The organism is Streptomyces doebereineriae, assembly GCF_031845645.1.
Lineage (GTDB): Bacteria > Actinomycetota > Actinomycetes > Streptomycetales > Streptomycetaceae > Streptomyces > Streptomyces canus.
The window spans coordinates 512,687-531,076 of record NZ_JAVREZ010000001.1 but is presented as its reverse complement, the minus strand read 5'-3'; the positions used below and the strand labels follow the sequence as shown (position 1 = coordinate 531,076).

Here is an 18,390-nt window from a genome sequence, read left to right as displayed (position 1 = left end):
CGGAGGCTCCGACGTCAGGCCGTCCGGATCCGGTCGGCGATCTCCGGCCTCGCCGCGAACCCGGCTGCCTTGTACGTGGCGACGCCGCCGACGTTGGAGCTCGGCGTGCACACGCGCACGCTCGACGAGCCCATCTCCCGCAGTGCGGCCGCCCCGGCGACAGTGATCGCCCGGCCATAGCCGCGGCCGCGGTGATCCGCGTGGACGCCCATCGGCTCGACCAGACCCGGCTTCCCCGGGCCGGCCGACCAGACCGTCACCACTGCCGCGGGGTTGCCCTGGTCGTCGTAGGCACCCAGGCATCGGGCGTCGGCGTAGAACGGTCCCGCGGACATCTTGTGCCGGTACTCGCGCGTGGGCCTCTTGGTGTTGAACGCGGACCGCAGGACGTCGGCGAAGTCCTGTGCCTGCTCCGGACCGATCGCCTTGATCCGCACGCCGGGGTCCGCCACCGCTTCGGCGAAGTCGCGGAAGAGCGGCGTCCACGGCTCGTCGACACCCCAGCCCTCCTTGGTCAACAGGTCGTGGAGCAGCAGGCCCTGCGGCGCCTCGATGGACACCGCTCCTTCCGGCAGCACGCCGTGCTCAGGCAGCGAGAAGTCCTCGACGAGCCGCCGCGCCAAGTCCTCGTCCTGGAAAGCGTCGGGAGCGACCGTCATCCGCACCAGCGTCGGCGAATCCAGCATCCCGACAGCGAGGATCCGTCCGTCCCGGCTCCAGGTCCGGACCACCGCGGCCGTCTCGGCCGTACCGAACCGGTAGTTCCAGCCGATGTCCCCGGGATGCAGCTGCATCGGCGCTTCGTCGTACTGCCACTCCCGCAGCGCCGCAATCGCCTCGCGCACGCCGGCGGCCGTCGGCGTACTCAGCACAATCGTCATAGCCGGGATCAGACACCCCGTCTCGATGGCGTGCAACCGATTAGTGAGTGTCTGAGAAGCCCCATGAAGAGCAGGGAGAGTGGGTTGGCAGTTCGCTTCGGCTACCGCGACGCCCGGCGAAACGATGGCGAGTTCGCGAAGCTGTGTTTCATGTTGGCCCACAGGTACTCGACTGCGTTCCGACCCACACAAGCACGATCGGCGTCTTGACCAGTTGGTGCACGCCGTAGACGAGGGCGATGTAGGCCCGCTCTGACGCTACGCCGTATCGAAGCCCGCCGGACAACTCCCGCGCCTGCTCCCGCCCGGAGCAGTGGGCATCGAAGCGGTACGTCCCGGCTCCTTGCGGTCGGCGTCAGAGAAGGATGACTCAGGAGGCGGGCGGCTCGATCTCACCCGCGAAGACGATGACCTGGTCGATGAGGCTCCGCCGCAGGTGGACGACGTCCGTTCCCGCCAGGCGGGGGCCTCCATCCGGCGTGGTGAAGACCCACTGATACCGGGCCCACTCATCAGGCATGTCCACCGCTGAGCAGCGCACCATCGTGCCGGTCCCCGCTGGGTGGCGCCGGATGTCCAGCACGAACCGCTCGACCGTCTCGATCCCTTCGCTGCGGCCCAACGGCCCCCAGAAGACCACGTCGGAGGTCAGCGCCTGGGAGAGCAACTCAGTCACATAGCCGTCGTCCGAGGCGTTGAACGCGGAGATGAACGTATCGATGGCGGACCGCGCGGTCTCTTCCTGCATGCACCACTAATATCAGTCGCTTCACCGAACGCGCTCCTCCTCCCGTGCGCCTCGGTGGACCATCGCGGTCGTACGTCCTGGATCGGTTGGCATGCAGCTATCAGGTCCTCGCCCGCGCCTAAGCAGCCAGATGCCCGGTCGGCACAGAACCCCCAAGGGCCCGCACGCCCGTCGTCCGGTGTGCGTCACCCACCGTCAGCGAGGCGGGGTGGACGGGAGTCCGTCGGGGGTGGCGCGGTCGGCCTCGGCCGCGTCGGCGAGGGCCGCGGCGGCGGCTTCCGCGGCCTGGGCCGCGTCGTCAGCGGCCCGCTCGGCGCTGTCGTCCAAGGGTTTCTCGCGGGTGGCCGGGGACTGGGGCAGTACCTCGGTGAAGGCGCGGGACACGCCCTGCAGTGCGGAGGTGATCTCGCTGGGGATCACCCAGAAGTTGTTGCCCGAACCCTGCGCCAGTTGGGGCAGTGTCTGCAGGTACTGGTAGGCCAGAAGTTTGGGGTCGGGGTCGTTGCGATGCACGGCCTGGAAGACCTCGTCGATGGCCCGGGACTGGCCCTCGGCCTGGAGGATCGCGGCGGTGCGGTTGCCCTCCGCGCGCAGGACGGCGGCCTGCTTGTCGCCTTCGGCGGTGAGGATCTGCGATTGGCGTTGTCCCTCGGCCCCGAGAATCGCGGCCCGCTTGTCCCGCTCGGCGCGCATCTGCTTCTGCATAGCGTCCTTGATGGACTGCGGCGGGTCGATGGCCTTGATCTCCACCCGATTGACCCTCAGCCCCCATTTGCCGGTGGCCTCGTCCAGTACGCCGCGAAGCTGGCTGTTGATGGTGTCCCGTGAGGTGAGCGTCTTTTCCAGGTCCATGGATCCCACGACATTGCGCAACGTGGTCACAGTGAGCTGTTCGACCGCCTGAAGGAAATTCGCGATCTCATAGAAAGCCGCTCGCGGGTCGGTGACCTGAAAGTAGAGGACGGTGTCGATCTCGACAACCAGATTGTCCTCGGTGATGACGGGTTGCGGCTTGAAGGAGACGACCTGTTCCCGCAGATCGATCACCGGATGAACCCGGTCGATGTACGGGATGACAAGGCTGAGGCCCGGACTCAGGGTCCGGTGGTAGCGCCCGAGTCGCTCGACATTACGAGCACGCGCCTGGGGCACGATACGGACCGCCCGCACCACGGTGAAAACCGCGATCAGCGCGAGGATCAGGCCGGCAATGAGGAACGCCGAGGTTTCCATGGTTTCAGTCCCGGGGGTAGACGAGCGCGGTGGCGCCGCTGATCTCCATGACGTCGACGGTCTTTCCAGGTGGAATCACCAGCGTCTCGTCGTAGGCGCGGGCCGTCCATTCCTCGCCGTCGATACGAACCCTGCCGCCGAGGCCCGTCACCTCCGAAAGGACATAGGCGGGCCTGCCGACCAGAGCGTCGATGCCGAACCGCTCCACTTGCGGCCGGAGCACGTGACGCAGCGCGATAGGACGCACGAACACCACGGTGCCCGTGGCGACGAGGGCGAACACCAGGAACTGGAAGGGCAGAGGCAGCCCGACCGCGGCGGATCCCGCCGTGACCAAGGCGGACACACTCAGCATTCCGAGCGCAGCGGTAAGGGTGACGATTTCCGCCACCGCCAACACGGCTGCGACGACCAACCAGATCAGCCATGGATCCATTGCGTGCCTCTTCTCACCGGTGCGGGTGCAGGTGCGGAAGAGCCTGACTCTCACCATTGGAACCCGACATCGGACAGCGGCGATACCCCTGGGGGAAGGCGAACCCGGCCGATCCGGCAGTAAGAGCACCTGAAGCCTCGGCAGCATGTCCGCCCCGTACGACGGACCCGCCCGCTCTCAGCGCTGCACGCGGTCCGAGACCGGGCGCGCCTCGTGCCGGGCGGCGGGGTTGGGCGTGAGGTGCTGGGGATCCGTGGTGTGGCGGATCGCCGACCTGAGGGACATGCCGCACCTCCCCTTCGAGGGCTCTGGTACGCATCCGCCGCACAACGACCGAGGGCCGCGGAGTACCTCGGCGGCCCTAGGTCGATTCGTGTGCCGATCAGTGGTGGCCGGTGAGTTCACCGCTGAGCGTGTCGCGGATGCGGGCGCTGGGCTCGTTCAGTCCGGTGATCCTGACGCTCTTGCCGCGCTGGGCGTACTTGGTCTCGATGGCGTCCAGGGCCGCGACGGAAGAGGCGTCCCAGATGTGCGCGGCGGACAGGTCGATGACGACCTTGTCGGGGTCGGCAGCGTAGTCGAACCGGCCGACGAGGTCGTTGGAGGAGGCGAAGAACAGCTCGCCGGTCACCCGGTAGATGACAGACGTGCCGTCGGGGTCGGTCACCGCGGTGACCTCGGCCAGGTGGGCGACCCGCTTGGCGAAGACGACCATCGCGGTGATGGAGCCGACGACCACTCCGATGGCGAGGTTGTGGGTGGCGACCACACACACGACGGTGATCAGCATGACCGTGATCTCCCCGGCCGGCATCCGCTTCAGGGTCTTCGGCGCGATGGAGTGCCAGTCGAAGGTGCCCACCGACACCATGACCATCACCGCGACGAGCACGGCCATCGGGATGTCCGAGACGACCGGCCCGAAGACGACGCACAGCACCATCAGGAACGCACCCGCGAGGAACGTCGACAGCCGGGTCCGGGCGCCCGACACCCGTACGTTGATCATCGTCTGCCCGATCATGGCGCAGCCGCCCATGCCGCCGAGGAAGCCGGTGACGATGTTGGCGATTCCCTGACCGACGGACTCGCGGGTCTTGGAGGAGTGTGTGTCGGTGATGTCGTCCACGAGCTTGGCGGTCATCAGCGACTCCATCAGACCGACCAGCGCCATGGCGAGCGCGTAGGGCGCGACGATGGTGAGGGTGTGCAGGGTGAAGGGGACGTCCGGCAGCCCGGGCACGGGGAGCGAGGAGGGCAGCTCGCCCTTGTCCCCGACGGTCGGCACCGCGATCCCGGCGGCCACCGTGATGACCGTGAGGATCACGATCGACACCAGAGGGGCCGGGATCACCTTGGTGACCTTCGGGAAGAACACCATCAACGCCAGACCGGCGGCTATCAGCGGATAGACCGGCCACGGTACGTCGGTCATCTCCGGCACCTGCGCCATGAAGATGAGGATCGCGAGGGAGTTGACGAATCCCACCATCACGCTGCGCGGCACGAACCGCATCAGCTTCGCCACCCCGAGGGCGCCGAGGACGATCTGGAAGACGCCGGCCAGGATGACGGCGGCGACGAGGTAGCCGAAGCCGTGCTCGCGGTTGAGCGGGGCGATGACCAGGGCGACCGCGCCGGTGGCGGCGGAGATCATGGCCGGTCGGCCGCCGACGATCGCGATGGTCACGGCCATGGTGAACGAGGCGAACAGGCCGATGGCCGGGTCGACCCCGGCGATGACCGAGAACGAGATCGCCTCGGGGATCAGGGCGAGGGCGACCACGAGTCCGGCCAGTACCTCGGTGCGCAGCACCTTCGGATCGGACAGCCAGGTGGGACGCCGGGAGCCGCGCAGCCAGGCGGCCGGGGACAGTGCGGAGGAGGACAAGACGAGAAGAACCTGTCGTGCTCGGGCACACCCGGCATCACGGCGGGCGTACGGGAAGGAGTGGGAGGCGGGGCGGCCGACCACGGGGTCCGCGAGCGGCGGACCGAAGTCAGGGGCGGGCGGAGAAGCGATCCGCCACCGGATCGTGCGTTGTGCGGGGATGGAGGGTCACGGCGGACAGGCAGCGGCGCCGGGCATCATGGGCACTCGCACGCTCTCTCCTGCAGGTATCGGTCTTCGCCGGAGGCATCCTCGGCCCCGACACGGGTGACCTGGCACCGAGGCAACTCTACCCTAACGTTAGGGTAGAGATCGGTGGCCGTGCGCGGCCAGGACGAGAGACGAGGAAGGCACTCCCCGTGAGCAGCGAGCACATGCAGATCGGCGAGGTCGCCACACGGACCGAGCTGTCGCTGCGCACCATCCGCCACTACGAGGACACCGGCCTCGTCATCCCCTCCGCCCGCTCCCAAGGGGGCTTCCGCCTCTACACCGAGTCCGACGTCGCCCGCCTAATGGTCATCCGCCGTATGAAGCCTCTCGGATTCACCCTCGACGAGATGCGCGCCCTGCTGGAGGCCACCGACCGCCTCGACATGGGCGAGGAACTGTCGCCCGAGGAGCTCGAGAAACTGCTGGACCGGATTCGCGGCTTCGAGCAGGCGGCCCAGCAGCGGGTCGAGGATCTGCGCACCCAGCTGGCACGGGCGGAGGAGTTCGCGGCCACACTGGTCGAGCGCCTCACGCGGACTCCTGCACCCTGACCCGGTAGCGGCCGGCGACATCGGGTTTGCTGGTGAAGCGGTCAGGGCGCTCTTCTCTCCGGAGGAGGTGCACCGATCTCCTTCGCCACGTCCCACACGCGTACCCCGTCGTCGTACCCCGCGGTGATGATCAGCGGTGGGCCCTGGGCCTGCCGGACCTGGCAGGCGGCGCGGACCCAGCCGTGGCCGCTGAGAAGGCCGGCGAGGTCCATGCCCAGGTCGCCGGCGCGCTCGCCGGTGAACGGGTCCCAGACCGCAGTGCCCGGTCCGTCACCGCCGGCGACCAGGAGCGTGCGGTCCCCGGCTTCCGCCTGGCACAGGGCGTACACGGGGCCGACACCGGCCGTGAACGCCCGCACCTCCTGTGGTGCCTCCACGTCCCACAGCCGGACGACCCCGTCCCAGCCGGAGGAGGCGAGCAGAGTGCGGTCGCCGTCGGACACCTCGCACAGGGTCCACACGGCGCGGTTGTGCGCGGTCAGCTCCAGTGCCGCCTGCCCGGACTCGGCGTGCCACACGGTCACTGTGCCGTTACCGTGTCCGGACGCGAGCAGCGTTCCCCCGCCTGTACGCACCTGACACAGGGCGAAGGTCCACCCCCTCCGGGAGCCGGCGTCGATCGTGCGCACCAGCCGGCCGTCGCGCGGGTCCCAGATCCGTATCGCGCCGTCCCGGCCCGCCGAGGCCAGCAGGTCGCGCCCTGAGACGCGTACGGTGCACAGCGCGAACACCCAGCCGCGGTGACCGGTGAGGGAGGCCACCGGTTCGCCGCGGTTCTCCAGATCCCAGAGCCGGACGACCCCGTCGCGGCCGCCGGACGCCAGCAGGGGCCTGCCGTCGACGTGGATCTCGCACAGCGTGCGGATCCAGGTGCGCGAGTCCGTGAGGACCGCAGTGTCCTCGCGCGCGACCGGGTCCGCGAGCCGGATCACCTTGCGGTGTCCGGAGTACGCCACGAGTGTGCGGCCGCCGAGCGTGACCTCGCAGGCCGCCTCGAACGACGGCCGGAACCGGTAGCGGCCGTCCGACCGCTTGACCACCCATACGACGATCAGGACAACCAGCAGGGCGATGCCTGCCACGATGCCGGCGATCAACATCCGTCCTCCCCCGAATCCCCTGAACCTTCGTGGTGCGGCAATAGCCGCGGCTCCCACGGGACTTGATCCTTTCGCGGGTGTCGGGTCGGGGCGATCGTGTTGTTACGTACCCCGGTTACGTACTTTCCGCCGTCGACACGGTGTGAGATCGCGGACACGAACCCGCAGGTTGTCAGTGGCGTACGAGAGGATGTGCGGGGGCACCAACTGCCGTGGGGGGCGCGAGGCATGACGACGCAACGGACACCGCTGGTCGGCAGAGAGGCTGAACTCGCGCGGGTGGACCGGCTGCTGGCGGATGTGGTCGGGGACGTGCCCGGGCGCCCGGCGGTGCTGGACATCAGCGGTGAGGCGGGCATCGGCAAGAGCCGGCTGGTCCATGAGCTGTGCCTGGGCGCGACGCGGCGCGGGGCGGCGGTGCTGCGCGGCCGGGCGACCGAGTACGAAAGCCACATCCCCTTCCAGCCGTTCACCGACGCCTTCTGCGACCTCGACCCGCGGGCCGTGGAGTCCTTCCCTGCGGCCGCCGAGGTCGCCCCGGTGCTCAGCGGCGCTCCCCGCCGCACCGACCGCTTCCACCTGCACCGGGCCACCGCCGCCCTGCTGGCGCACGCCGCGGGGTCTGCGCTGGTCGTGGTCCTGGACGACATGCACTGGGCGGACGCCGCGTCGCTGGAACTCCTCGACCATCTCGTACGCCACCCCGTGCGCGCCCGTGTCCTGCTGGTCCTGGCCCGCCGCGACCGGCAGAGTCCCGCATCGCTCACCGCGACCCTCACCCGTGGCATGGACACCGGCACGGTGCGGCGGACGGTCCTGGGCCCGCTCGGCGAGCGGGAGGGCGTCGAACTGCTCGCCCCCCACCTGGCCCGCGACGAGGCCGTCCGTCTCTTCACGGCGAGCGAGGGCAACCCGCTGTACCTGCTGACCCTGCTCCAGGCGCACCGCGAGGGCGCGTCGGTGAGCCGGCTGTCCACTACCGGCCTCGGGGCGCTGCTGCTCGACGAGCTGACCCCGCTGACGCCGTCGCAGGTCCGGCTCGTCCAGGTGGTGGCAGCGCTGGGCGACCACGCCACGCCCGTACTGCTCGGCCCGGTGACCGGCCACGAGCCGGGACAACTGGCCGAGGACCTCGCCGTACTGACCCGGCGCGACCTGCTGCGCACCGGCGCGCACGGGCGGATCGTGCTGCGCCACCCCGTGCTGCGCAGCCTCGTCCGCGACGGCACCGACCCTTGGCTGCGCACGCAGATCCACCGGCTCGTCGGTGCCGAACTCGCCCGGACCGGCGCCCCACTTGCCGAGCGGGCGCACCACGCCGAGCAGTCGCTGTCCGGCTGGGATCCGCGGGCGGCGGCCGTGCTGGACGAGGCCGCCGAGCAGGCCGCGCAGACGGCCCCCGCGAGCAGCGCGCACTGGCTCGAGGTGGCGCTGCGGCACCTCCCGCACACACCGGAACACGCGAGCAGGCGGCGCGAGTTGATGCTGCGGCGGGCCCGGGCGCTGGGCGTCGGCGGCCGCCTCCGGGAGAGCCGGGACCTGTTGCACCAGGTGATCGCCCTGCCCGACCCGGGCGACGGGACGGGCTCGCGGGCGTCCGCTGTCGTACTGTGCGCCGTCATGGAGCGCCATCTGGGCCGTTACGCGGAGGCGGCCGCCCTGCTCCGCCGCGAACTGCACCGCACCGATCCCGCGCCGTCGCTCGCCGACCAGGTGGCGCTGGGCCTGGAGCTGGGCTCCTCGGCCCCGCACGACACCTCGTACCCGGCGGTGCGCTCCGAGGTGGCACACACTCTGGAGGTGGCCCTTCGCCTCGGGGACGATACGGGGGTGGCGGGTGCGCTGAGCGTCGCGGCGCTGGGAGAGGCGTACGAGGGGGAGACGGCCACGGCGGAGGACTTCACCCGCCGGGCGGCGGCCCTCGTGGACTCGCTGCCGGACGGCGATCTGACCGACGTGTGCGAGCCGCTGGTCCGGCTGGCCTGGGCTGAGGCGTTCCTGGAGCGCTTCGCCGACGCCGAGCGGCACGCCGATCGCGGCCTGGCCATAGCCCGCCGCACCGGCCAGCTCTACCTCCTGCCGCACCTGCTGCTGTGCAAGACCCACGTGCGCACCCAGACCTGTCGGCTCGCGTCGGCGGTGGAGCTGTCCGAGGAGGCCGAGGACATCGCCCGCGGCATCGGCAGCGACGAACTGCTCGCCTTCGTCCTGGCGACCAGGGCCCACGCCCTCGTGGACGCCTGCCCACCTGGCGATCCGCGGCCACTGGCCACCGCCGAGGAAGCGGTGGCCGCGGCGGGTGGGGGCGTCAACTGGTGGGCGTCCATCGCCTGGTGTGTGCTCGGCTACGCGGCGCTCGCCGCCGGCGACCCGGCCCGCGCCCGGGAGGCGGTACTGCGTGCCGGCGGCCCCGGCCTGAGACGGATGCAGCCTTCCATGCGCCCGTTGTTCCTTGAGGTCCTGGTGACCGCCGCCGTCGCCATGGGTGACCTGGACGCGGCGAAGGAGTGGGCCGAGCGGGCCCACACAGAGGCCGAGAGGCTCGATCTGCCCGTGCAGCGTGCCTCGGCCATGCGCAGCGCCGCGCACCTACGCCTCGGTCTCGGTGACGACGGGGCGGCGGACCTTTTCGAGGCGGCGGCCGAGGAGAGCGCACGCAGCGGAGCGGTGTTCTGGGAGGCATTCTCCCTGCTCTTCGGCGCCTCTCTGCTGGCGGCGGACCCGCGCGGTGCGCGGCGCGGGCAGGCGGCCTGGCACCGCGGGCGGCGGCTCGCCGCGGCCGGTGGCTGCGGGATGCTGACGGGGCTTGCCGAGGCGGTCGGCCCGGCGGTGGCCGCCGCCGACGACGGGCCGGTGCGCCGGCTCGCCCAACTGACCGCCCGCGAAAGGGAGATCGCCGAGCTCGTCGCCGACGGCCTCACCAGCCCGGCGATCGCCGAACAACTCTGTCTGAGCCGCCGCACGGTCGAGACCCACATCTCCCGGGTCTACCGCAAGACGGGCGTCTCCTCACGCGCGGCTCTGGCGGGTCTGATGGCGGGGCTCACGCCGAGGCCTTCCTTCGGCGGGTGAGCCCGGCGCGGTTCAGGCATGAAGGCAGCCATGCTCTCTTGTGGTTACTCGGGAACCATAGGAGAGTGTTCGTTGACCTGTAAGAACACACTCTTCAGCGACTGGGGAACCTGATGGCGACCAAGCAGTTCACGGGCTCGCCCGAAGACGCGGACCTGAGGCGCGCGGACTCTCTGGCGCGAGAGATCTTCTCGGACGTCGCCAACAAGTGGGCGTTCCTGATCATCGAGACTCTCGGAGAGCGCACCCTGCGCTTCAGCGAGTTGCGCAACGAGGTCGAGGGCGTCAGCCACAAGATGCTCACCCAGAACCTTCGCATGCTGGAGCGCTACGGCCTGGTCGAGCGGAAGGTGCACCCCACGGTGCCGCCGCGGGTCGAGTACACCCTCACCGAGCCGGGCCAAGCCCTGCGAGCCACAGTCGACGGCATGTGCGACTGGACCCACCAGTACCTCGGTCACATCGAGGCCGCCCGCCGCCGCTTCGACGTCTGACGGGTGCACAGGCAGGACCCGGACGCGCCTTGGGCCAGGCAGTGGATCACCCCGGCAGACCCTCCGGTAACGTGAGGGTATGAGCCATCCGCACCCAGAACTCAAAGCCGCCCCGCCACTGCCCGAGGGCGGACTGAGGGTCACCGCCCTGGGTGGTCTGGGCGAAATCGGCCGGAACATGACCGTCTTCGAGCATGCCGGCAAGCTGCTGATCGTGGACTGCGGTGTGCTGTTCCCGGAAGAGAACCAGCCCGGCGTGGATGTGATCCTGCCCGATTTCACCTCGATCCGGGGCCGCCTCGACGACATCGTGGCCGTCGTGCTCACCCACGGCCACGAGGACCACATCGGGGGCGTGCCGTATCTGCTGAGGGAGCGGTCGGACATCCCGGTCGTCGGCTCGAAGCTCACCCTTGCCTTCCTGGAGGCCAAGCTCAAGGAGCACGGCATCCGCCCCCGCACGGTGCGCGTGCGGGAGGGCGACCGGCGCGGCTTCGGTCCCTTCGACTGCGAGTTCGTGGCCGTCAACCACTCCATCCCGGACGGCCTCGCCGTGGCCCTGCGGACCCGGGCCGGCATGGTGCTGCACACCGGTGACTTCAAGATGGACCAGTTCCCCCTGGACGACCGCATCACCGACCTGCGCGCCTTCGCCCGCCTCGGCGAGGAGGGCGTGGACCTGTTCCTCACCGACTCCACCAACGCCGAGGTTCCCGGCTTCACCACCTCCGAGCGCGAACTGAACCCCGCGATCGAGCAGGTCCTGCGGACCGCACCGCGGCGGGTCATCGTCTCCAGCTTCGCCAGCCATGTGCACCGCATCCAGCAGGTCCTGGACGCCGCCCACCAGCACGGCCGCAAGGTGGCCTTCGTGGGCCGTTCGATGGTCCGCAACATGGGCATCGCCCGCGACCTCGGCTATCTCAAGGTGCCCTCCGGTCTGGTCGTGAACGCCAAGGAACTGGAGAAGCTGCCGGACCACCGGATCACCCTGGTGTGCACGGGGTCCCAGGGTGAGCCGATGGCCGCCCTGTCGCGGATGGCCAACCGCGACCACGCGATCCGTATCGGCAAGGGCGACACCGTCCTGCTCGCCAGCTCCCTCATTCCCGGCAACGAGAACGCCATCTACCGGGTGATCAACGGCCTGACCCGCTGGGGCGCCAACGTCGTGCACAAGGGCAACGCCAAGGTGCACGTCTCCGGCCACGCCAGCGCCGGCGAACTCGTCTACTGCTACAACATCGTCCGGCCCCGCAACGTCATGCCCGTGCATGGCGAGTTCCGTCACCTGCGGGCCAACGCCGACCTCGCCATCCGTACCGGCGTCGACCCCGAGCGCGTCGTGATCGCCGAGGACGGCGTCGTCGTCGACCTCGTCGACGGTCGCGCCTCCATCGTCGGCAAGGTGCCCGCGGGCAACGTCTACGTGGACGGCATGGAAGTCGGCGGCGCCACCGAAGCGTCCCTCAAGGACCGGGTCACCCTTGCCCAGGAGGGCGTCATCACGGTCGTGGCCCTCGTCGACGCCGACACCGGCGCGCTGGCCGAGCCCCCCGACTTCCTGGCCCGCGGCTTCGTCCACGACGAGAGCACCTTCGAGCCGGTGATCCCCGTCATCGAGAAGACGCTGGCCACCGCCGCCCAGGAAGGCGTCGGCGACGCCCACCAGCTCGAACAGCTCATCGCCCGCGCCGTGGGCAACTGGGCGTTCCGCACCCACCGCCGCAGGCCACTGATCATCCCGGTCGTCATCGACGCCTGAGACGGCCGCATCCACGAACGAACGTCAGAAGGGTGAGCGGATGAGCCTGCGCTTCGAGGAGATCGACTGGCAACCGACACCGATCGGCGAGATCAGTCTGCGCCGGCGCCGTCACCCGGTCTCGGGAGACGACGTGTACGAGGTGAAACTGGGCGACGAGTTCCTGATGTCCAGCCTCTTCACCACCGGCGAGATCGCGCTCACGGAACTCGCACTGGCGCAGCTGCCGGACAGCGAACGGCCCGGACTGGACGTCGCCGTCGGCGGACTCGGGCTCGGCTACACCGCCCAGGCGGCGCTGGACGACCCCCGAGTGCGCTCGCTGACGGTGATCGACGCGCTCGCCGAAGTCATCGACTGGCACCAGCGGCACCTGGTGCCCCTCGGGGCGCGGCTGACGTCGGACGCCCGCTGCCGCCTGGTGCACGGCGACTTCTTCGCGCTGGCCGCCGACCCCGGCGGTCTGGATCCCGAGGAGCCGGGCCGCCGCTTCCACGCCATCCTGCTGGACGTCGACCACTCACCGCGCCATGTGCTCCATCCCCGGCACGCTGCGCTCTATCAGCCTGCGGGACTCCGTGCCCTCGCCGAACACCTCCACCCCGGCGGGGTGTTCGCCCTGTGGTCGAACGACCCGCCCGACGAGGAGTTCACCTCCGCACTCAGAGAGGTCTTCGCCCAGTCGGCAGCCCATGTCGTCGACTTCTACAACCCCCTGCAGGGCGGCACCTCGGCCAACACCGTCTACCTGGCCGGCACGGCACCGGGCACAGCGTAGGGCGACGGAGACGCGGCGCTGCCCCTCCCGCCGGGGAGAGCGGGAGGGGCAGCCGGGGGTGGTGCTCAGGGTGAATGTGGCCCAGGTCGCCCGGGTCACTTCCCCCAGAGCTTCCGGTAGGCCTCGCGGTACCCGCTGGGGTCCCAGGCTGACTTGCCGCCGCTGTTGTCGGCCGTGGCGATGTGCACCGGAGCGACGTAGCCGCTGGCGGGCTTGCCGGCGAAAGCGCGGTTGAACTCGTCGATCATCTGCCAGCCCTGCTCGGACAGCGGCTCGGGAACCGTCGCCGACTGGAACTGCTTGCTGTTGACGCGCTGGAAGGCGGACGGGTCGCCGTCGCCCGCGCCGATGTTGAAGGGGGCTCCGTTGCCCTGCTTGCCCGCTGCCCGAAGCGCTGGGGCGGCGTCGGCGAAGTAGAGGTCGTTGATGGCCACCGAGCTGGTCCACTTGGTGCCGAAGCGGGACAGCAGCGCGGAGACCTCCTGCGGCGTGCGGTTGCTGGCGTCCGCGATGGGGATGTTGGACGTCGTCAGGACCTTCACGTCGGAGCAGGTGGCGAGCTCCTTCTCGATCAGGTCCGATTTGCCCTTGGCGAAGGGTATGGACGCGTCGGTGAAGACCACCACGCCCGCCCGGCCGTTGGACTGGCCGATGATCCAGTCGGCGCTGATCTTGGCGACGTCCTGCACTTTGGTGGTGACGTTGCTGAAGAGCTTCGGGTCCGTGCTGGGGCCGGGGGCGTCCACGGCATGCCAGCCGATGAGCGGGATGCCTGCGGCATTGGCCTGGGCGACCTGCTGCGCTGTCGACTTGGGGTCGAAGCCGGAGAGCACGATCCCGTCGGGCTTGACGGCGACGGCCTGACTGAGCGCGGCCTGGATGCCTGCCGGGGTGCCCTGGCCGTCGATGATCCGTACCGTCCAGCCGATGGCTTTGGCGGCTTCCTTGACTCCGTCGGCGGCGCCGGCGACCCCCGGGTTGGTCATGCTCTGGGCGACGTAGACGATGGTCTTGCCGGCTGCCGCCTTGGGGCCGGTGGTCGGGCCGTCCCAGGGAGCGTTGACGTCCTCCGCGGCCTTGACGGCCGTCTTGGCGGTGGCGAGGACCGCGGGGCAGCCGGCCTTCGTGTCGGCGACGGCGCTGGAGGTGCCGGCCTCCGACCCTCGAGTGCAGCCTGCGGCGAACGCGGTGACCACGGCGAATGCGGCCACGGCTCTCATGGACGCTTTGCGGGTGTGGTGGTACGACACGGACGGGCTCCTTGCTGATGTACGGGAGGGCAGGAAGGCGGCGGGGCTCATCGAGACGGGTGACGTCCGGACGACGGGCCGCCTGGGCTGTGACGTGTGGCTCGGTGGTTCTAGTCCGTCGTCGTGGACGGCGGCGGGGGCGCGGATTCCGCGGCGGCGACGGAGGTCTGCACGGAGGCGGCCGGCGCTGCGGACGCCGACGGTCCGGACAGTGAGGTGCGGGTCGCGTCGGCCCCGGCGCGCAGTCGGCGGCGGGCGGAGTAGCCGGCCAGACCGACGGCGAGGAGAAGGGTGCCGCCGTTGAACAGGGAGGTGGCCCAGAACTCGGCCCCGAGCTGCTGGATGCCGGCGAGGCCGATGGCGAGGATGGCGACGGCGACGACGGTGCCGGCGGCGTTGGCGCGGCCGGGCTTGATGGCGGTGGAGCCGAGCAGCGCGCCGACGAAGGCGGGCAGCAGGTAGTCCATGCCGACGCTGGGGTTGCCGATCTGCTGCTGGGCGGCGAGCAGGACGCCGGCGAAGCCGACCACGATCCCGGATCCGGCGAAGGCGTAGATGCCGTAGCGGCGGGTGGGGATGCCGACCAGGTCGGCGGCACGGGCGTTGGAGCCGATGACGTACAGGTAGCGGCCGAGCGGCAGCCGTTCCAGCAGCAGCCAGAGGATGACGGCGAGGCCGAGGACGTAGAAGGCGGGTACGGGCAGGCCGAGGAACTTCGAGTCGTACAGGTCGGTGAAGGCCGGGGGCAGTCCGTTCGGGCCGGGGACGATGCGTGCGCCGTCGGTGATCCAGCCGGTGCAGGCGTAGAGCACGCTGCCGGTGCCGAGGGTGGCGATGAAGGAGTCGATCTTGGCGAACTCGACGAGCAGGCCGTTGAACACGCCGATCACGCCCCCGCCGACGATGACGACCACGCAGGCCAGCGGCCAGGGCCAGCCGTTGCTGACGATGAGCTGCATCGCCAGGACGTGGGCGAGGCCGAGGCCGTAGCCGACGGAGAGGTCGAACTTGCCGGTGACGATGGGGATCATCGCGCCGAGGGCGAGCATGGCCGGGATCGACTGGTTGGACAGGATCGACGAGATGTTGTCGAGGGTGGGGAAGGTGTTCGGCAGGGCGAGGGAGAAGACGAGGAAGAGCAGGACGGTGAGGGTGAGCAGGCCGTAGGTGCCGATGACGTGGCCGCGCAGCCGACCGCCGCGCGGGCCGCGGGACGGTCCGCTGGGGGCGGCGCCGGTCGTACGCCTGCTCCTCCTGGGCGCTTTGGCGTCCCCGCCGGTCGTGGACCGCTGGGCTCGGCGGGAGGACTGGGTCTCGGTGGCCATCAGTGATTGCCCGTTCCGGTCAGCGCCGGCATGGCCGACGCGGCATGGGTGAGTTCGGTGACAGTGAGGGCGTCGCCGGACAGTTCCGCGGTGACGTGGCCCCGGACGAAGACCAGCGCGCGGTGGCAGACGTCGGCGACCTCCTCGAAGTCGGTGGAGATGAGCAGGACGGCGAGCCCTTCGGCGAGGGCCTCGTCCAGGAGCCGGTAGATCTCGGCCTTGGCGCCGACGTCGACGCCGGCGGTCGGCTCCTCGAGGATCACCACGCGGCGGCTCAAGCGCAGCCAGCGGCCGATCATGATCTTCTGCTGGTTGCCGCCGGAGAGGGTGGCGATCGGGGCCTCGGAGTCGGCGGGACGCACACCGAACCGCTCGACGAGCGACCTGGCCTCTGCGCGCTCTCGCGCCGGGCTGATCCAGCGCCAGGGGGCCCGGGCGTCTGCGCGGGGGTTGGCCAGGAAGTTCTCGCGCACGGTGAGCTCGAGGGCGCAGCCCTCCTCCTGACGGTTGCTGGTGACGAAGCCGATGCCCGCGTCGACGGCCGCGGCGACCGAGTGGGGGCGGTACGGCTTGCCGTCGAGCAACACCTCGCCGCCGGTGAGGGGCCGGGACCCGGCCAGAGCACGGCCGAGATCCATGTGCCCGGCTCCGGTGAGGCCGACCATGCCGAGGACTTCTCCGGCGCGCAGTTCCAGTTCGACGGGGCCGGCGCCCTCGGTGGTGACGCCGGTCAGGCGCAGCACGGTGGAGGCGGGGGTGCCGGTTGCCCGGGGGCCCGGCGCGCGGTGGCCCTCCGGCTCGCGGCCGACGATGTCGTGCACGATCCGGTCCGGGCCGTGGTCGGCCAGGAGGCCCTGGCTGATGAGGTGGCCGTCGCGCAGGACGGCGAAGCGGTCGGCCACCTGGTAGACCTCGTCGAGGCGGTGGCTGACGTAGACAATGGCGTGTCCGCGGTCGCGCAGGGTGTGCAGGACGTCGAAGAGCCGGGCGCAGTCCGCGGCGGGGAGGCTGGCGGTCGGTTCGTCGAGGACGATGAGGCGGGCGCGGGTGGCCAGTGCGCGGGCGATGGCGACGAGGGAGCGTTCGGCGCGGGTGAGGTCGGCGACGGCCGCGTCGGGGTCGAGGTGGCCGGCGACTATCTGCAGGGCCTCGGTACAGCGCCGGCGTACCTGCCGCCACGAGACAAGCCCGGCGCGGCGGGGGTAACCGGTGCCCAGGGCGACGTTCTCGGCCACCGTCATCCACTCCACGAGACCGAGGTCCTGGTGGATGAAGGACATCTCGGTGGACGCGGCGCCGGAGCCGAGTGGGTGGCCGGCGACGGTGACCTGGCCTTCGTCGGCGCGATAGACACCGGCAAGGATCTTGATAAGTGTGGATTTTCCTGCACCGTTGTGGCCCAATAGGGCGAGAACGCTCCCCGCCTGAACGTCGAGGTCCACATCGGCGAGGGCGAGGGTTCCGCCGAACCGCTTGCGCAGTCCGCGGATCGTCACCAGCGGACGGGAGGCCACTTCCCCGTCGGGCGACGGAGAACTGGGGGCTGTGTCGTCGGGAGCGTCGTTCACGGACTTCTCCGGGGGATCTGCAGGCCGAGGACCAATCCATCGGCTCGACCAGAATCCTGAACTCGTTACAGCATCCTGGTCAATACTCCCGTCGCCATAGATTGCTCCAAAGTTACGGCGGCCGTACGGAGAAGTTCCGTACGGCCGCCGTGGTCGTGATCGTCGCGGACCCCCCTCAGGTGCGGGGAGCCCATGTCACCTCACCCGCCCCCCGCCGGCAGCCCTTGCGGAAGCATGGGGTTCTCCAGCCCTGCCGCGATGGCGCGCAGATCCTTCAGAAGTGCCTCACGGAACTCGTCGTCGAGTCGCGCCTTCAGCACAGTCACGCTGATCGCGAAGGGGGCCGAGTCGGTGCGGAATCCGGTGACCGGCACGGACAGGCAGAGGACGCCCGCGGTGGCCTCCTCGTCGTCGACCGCGTAGCCGCGCTCCCTGGTCGCCGCGAGGTCCTCCAGCAGGGCGGGCACCGAGGTGAGGGAGCGCTCGCTGAGCGCGGGCAGGGTGCGGCCGCGCAGCCGGTCCTCGGCCACCGCAGGATCCAGCGTCGACAGGATCGCCTTCCCGGTCGCCGTACAGTTGGCAGGGAAGCGGTCGCCGATGTTGGCGGTGAGCCGGAGCGGCTGAGTACCGTCGTACCGGGCCAGGTAAAGAACGTCCAGGCCGTCCAGGACCGCCACCCGGGCGGTCTCCCGCGAGATGTGCGCACTGCGCCGGCACAGCTCGTAGAAGTCTCGCAACTGGTCGACCGTGGACAGATAGCGGCCACCGAGTTCCACCAGTTTGCGCCCGAGGCCGAAGCCCGTGCCATTGCGTGTGATCATGCCCGCCGCCTCCAGGGAGGCGCAGAGATTCCCTGTCGAGGACTTCGGCAGGCCCAGGGCGCGCGCGATGTCACTGACCGACAGCGGTCGACCCTCCGCCTCGCCGAGGACGTCGAGAATCGCCACCGCTCGGGTCACCGCCGGGACGAGGCTTCCCGGGTCGCTTGCGCTCACCGCTGTTTCCACCCATCATTCTGTTCGTCGTTCAGCATGTTGTTAGTGTCCCTCGTCTGTCACCGAACGACAATGCCGTCGCCACGCGCT

At 70.2% G+C, this 18,390-nt stretch carries 15 protein-coding genes; 5 read left to right on the top strand and 10 right to left on the bottom strand.

Annotated elements, in window-relative coordinates; genetic code table 11:
• Positions 1-14 precede the first annotated feature (14 nt).
• From RNB18_RS02515 to RNB18_RS02495, 5 genes are all read right to left on the bottom strand, one after another.
• The gene (locus RNB18_RS02515) at positions 15-881 is read right to left on the bottom strand and encodes a GNAT family N-acetyltransferase (RefSeq protein WP_311712463.1); all 867 of its coding nucleotides are present in this window, start codon (positions 879-881) and stop codon (positions 15-17) included.
• Positions 882-1,251: 370 nt separating this feature from the next.
• Positions 1,252-1,629: a nuclear transport factor 2 family protein gene (locus tag RNB18_RS02510; RefSeq protein ID WP_311712462.1), complete on the bottom strand. Its 378-nt coding sequence runs from the start codon at positions 1,627-1,629 to the stop codon at positions 1,252-1,254.
• 195 nt (positions 1,630-1,824) lie between these two features.
• Positions 1,825-2,862, bottom strand: a complete 1,038-nt coding sequence (locus RNB18_RS02505; protein ID WP_311712461.1) for an SPFH domain-containing protein — start codon at positions 2,860-2,862, stop codon at positions 1,825-1,827.
• Between the two features lie 4 nt (positions 2,863-2,866).
• Positions 2,867-3,298, bottom strand: coding sequence for an NfeD family protein (locus RNB18_RS02500; protein WP_057613409.1), 432 nt, complete (start codon positions 3,296-3,298; stop codon positions 2,867-2,869).
• Positions 3,299-3,680: 382 nt separating this feature from the next.
• Positions 3,681-5,189, bottom strand: a complete 1,509-nt coding sequence (locus RNB18_RS02495) for a SulP family inorganic anion transporter (protein WP_311712460.1) — start codon at positions 5,187-5,189, stop codon at positions 3,681-3,683.
• Positions 5,190-5,548: 359 nt separating this feature from the next.
• On the opposite strand from RNB18_RS02495, the gene RNB18_RS02490 reads away from it, so the two are divergent.
• Entirely contained in the window at positions 5,549-5,953 is a 405-nt protein-coding gene (locus tag RNB18_RS02490; protein WP_311712459.1) for a MerR family transcriptional regulator, read from the top strand.
• A 41-nt stretch (positions 5,954-5,994) separates the two neighbouring features.
• Here RNB18_RS02490 and RNB18_RS02485 read toward each other — a convergent pair whose 3' ends face one another.
• On the bottom strand, positions 5,995-7,053 hold the full coding sequence (locus tag RNB18_RS02485) for a WD40 repeat domain-containing protein (protein ID WP_311712458.1): 1,059 nt from the start codon (positions 7,051-7,053) through the stop codon (positions 5,995-5,997).
• Between the two features lie 228 nt (positions 7,054-7,281).
• Between RNB18_RS02485 and RNB18_RS02480 the strand changes: the two genes are divergently transcribed.
• The 4 genes from RNB18_RS02480 (at position 7,282) to RNB18_RS02465 (ending at position 13,162) form a co-directional block, all read left to right on the top strand.
• Positions 7,282-10,125 (top strand): ATP-binding protein, encoded by a 2,844-nt coding sequence (locus tag RNB18_RS02480; protein WP_311712457.1) that lies wholly within the window; start codon positions 7,282-7,284, stop codon positions 10,123-10,125.
• Positions 10,126-10,238: 113 nt separating this feature from the next.
• The gene (locus RNB18_RS02475; RefSeq protein WP_311712456.1) at positions 10,239-10,619 is read left to right on the top strand and encodes a winged helix-turn-helix transcriptional regulator; all 381 of its coding nucleotides are present in this window, start codon (positions 10,239-10,241) and stop codon (positions 10,617-10,619) included.
• A gap of 79 nt (positions 10,620-10,698) precedes the next feature.
• Positions 10,699-12,384 (top strand): ribonuclease J, encoded by a 1,686-nt coding sequence (locus RNB18_RS02470; protein ID WP_311712455.1) that lies wholly within the window; start codon positions 10,699-10,701, stop codon positions 12,382-12,384.
• A gap of 40 nt (positions 12,385-12,424) precedes the next feature.
• Positions 12,425-13,162, top strand: coding sequence for a polyamine aminopropyltransferase (locus RNB18_RS02465; protein WP_311712454.1), 738 nt, complete (start codon positions 12,425-12,427; stop codon positions 13,160-13,162).
• 95 nt (positions 13,163-13,257) lie between these two features.
• Here the strand turns inward: RNB18_RS02465 and RNB18_RS02460 are convergent, their stop codons facing one another.
• The 4 genes from RNB18_RS02460 to RNB18_RS02445 all read right to left on the bottom strand — a co-directional run bounded on the left by RNB18_RS02460 (position 13,258) and on the right by RNB18_RS02445 (position 18,300).
• Entirely contained in the window at positions 13,258-14,382 is a 1,125-nt protein-coding gene (locus RNB18_RS02460; protein ID WP_311713005.1) for a substrate-binding domain-containing protein, read from the bottom strand.
• Between the two features lie 140 nt (positions 14,383-14,522).
• On the bottom strand, positions 14,523-15,737 hold the full coding sequence (locus tag RNB18_RS02455) for an ABC transporter permease (RefSeq protein ID WP_311712453.1): 1,215 nt from the start codon (positions 15,735-15,737) through the stop codon (positions 14,523-14,525).
• On the bottom strand, positions 15,737-17,305 hold the full coding sequence (locus tag RNB18_RS02450) for a sugar ABC transporter ATP-binding protein (protein WP_311712452.1): 1,569 nt from the start codon (positions 17,303-17,305) through the stop codon (positions 15,737-15,739). The genes RNB18_RS02455 and RNB18_RS02450 overlap by 1 nt, the downstream gene beginning before the upstream one ends.
• Positions 17,306-17,505: 200 nt before the next feature.
• The gene (locus RNB18_RS02445) at positions 17,506-18,300 is read right to left on the bottom strand and encodes an IclR family transcriptional regulator (RefSeq protein WP_311712451.1); all 795 of its coding nucleotides are present in this window, start codon (positions 18,298-18,300) and stop codon (positions 17,506-17,508) included.
• Between the last annotated feature and the right edge of the window lie 90 nt (positions 18,301-18,390).

What these genes read in the sequence shown, in the direction of transcription:
- RNB18_RS02470 (WP_311712455.1), top strand. Translation starts at nt 10,699, where the DNA reads ATGAGCCATCCGCACCCAGAACTCAAAGCCGCCCCGCCACTGCCCGAG.
- RNB18_RS02515 (WP_311712463.1), bottom strand. Translation starts at nt 881, where the DNA reads ATGACGATTGTGCTGAGTACGCCGACGGCCGCCGGCGTGCGCGAGGCG.
- RNB18_RS02465 (WP_311712454.1), top strand. Translation starts at nt 12,425, where the DNA reads ATGAGCCTGCGCTTCGAGGAGATCGACTGGCAACCGACACCGATCGGC.
- RNB18_RS02480 (WP_311712457.1), top strand. Translation starts at nt 7,282, where the DNA reads ATGACGACGCAACGGACACCGCTGGTCGGCAGAGAGGCTGAACTCGCG.
- RNB18_RS02500 (WP_057613409.1), bottom strand. Translation starts at nt 3,298, where the DNA reads ATGGATCCATGGCTGATCTGGTTGGTCGTCGCAGCCGTGTTGGCGGTG.
- RNB18_RS02475 (WP_311712456.1), top strand. Translation starts at nt 10,239, where the DNA reads ATGGCGACCAAGCAGTTCACGGGCTCGCCCGAAGACGCGGACCTGAGG.
- RNB18_RS02455 (WP_311712453.1), bottom strand. Translation starts at nt 15,737, where the DNA reads ATGGCCACCGAGACCCAGTCCTCCCGCCGAGCCCAGCGGTCCACGACC.
- RNB18_RS02505 (WP_311712461.1), bottom strand. Translation starts at nt 2,862, where the DNA reads ATGGAAACCTCGGCGTTCCTCATTGCCGGCCTGATCCTCGCGCTGATC.
- RNB18_RS02460 (WP_311713005.1), bottom strand. Translation starts at nt 14,382, where the DNA reads ATGAGAGCCGTGGCCGCATTCGCCGTGGTCACCGCGTTCGCCGCAGGC.
- RNB18_RS02485 (WP_311712458.1), bottom strand. Translation starts at nt 7,053, where the DNA reads ATGTTGATCGCCGGCATCGTGGCAGGCATCGCCCTGCTGGTTGTCCTG.
- RNB18_RS02510 (WP_311712462.1), bottom strand. Translation starts at nt 1,629, where the DNA reads ATGCAGGAAGAGACCGCGCGGTCCGCCATCGATACGTTCATCTCCGCG.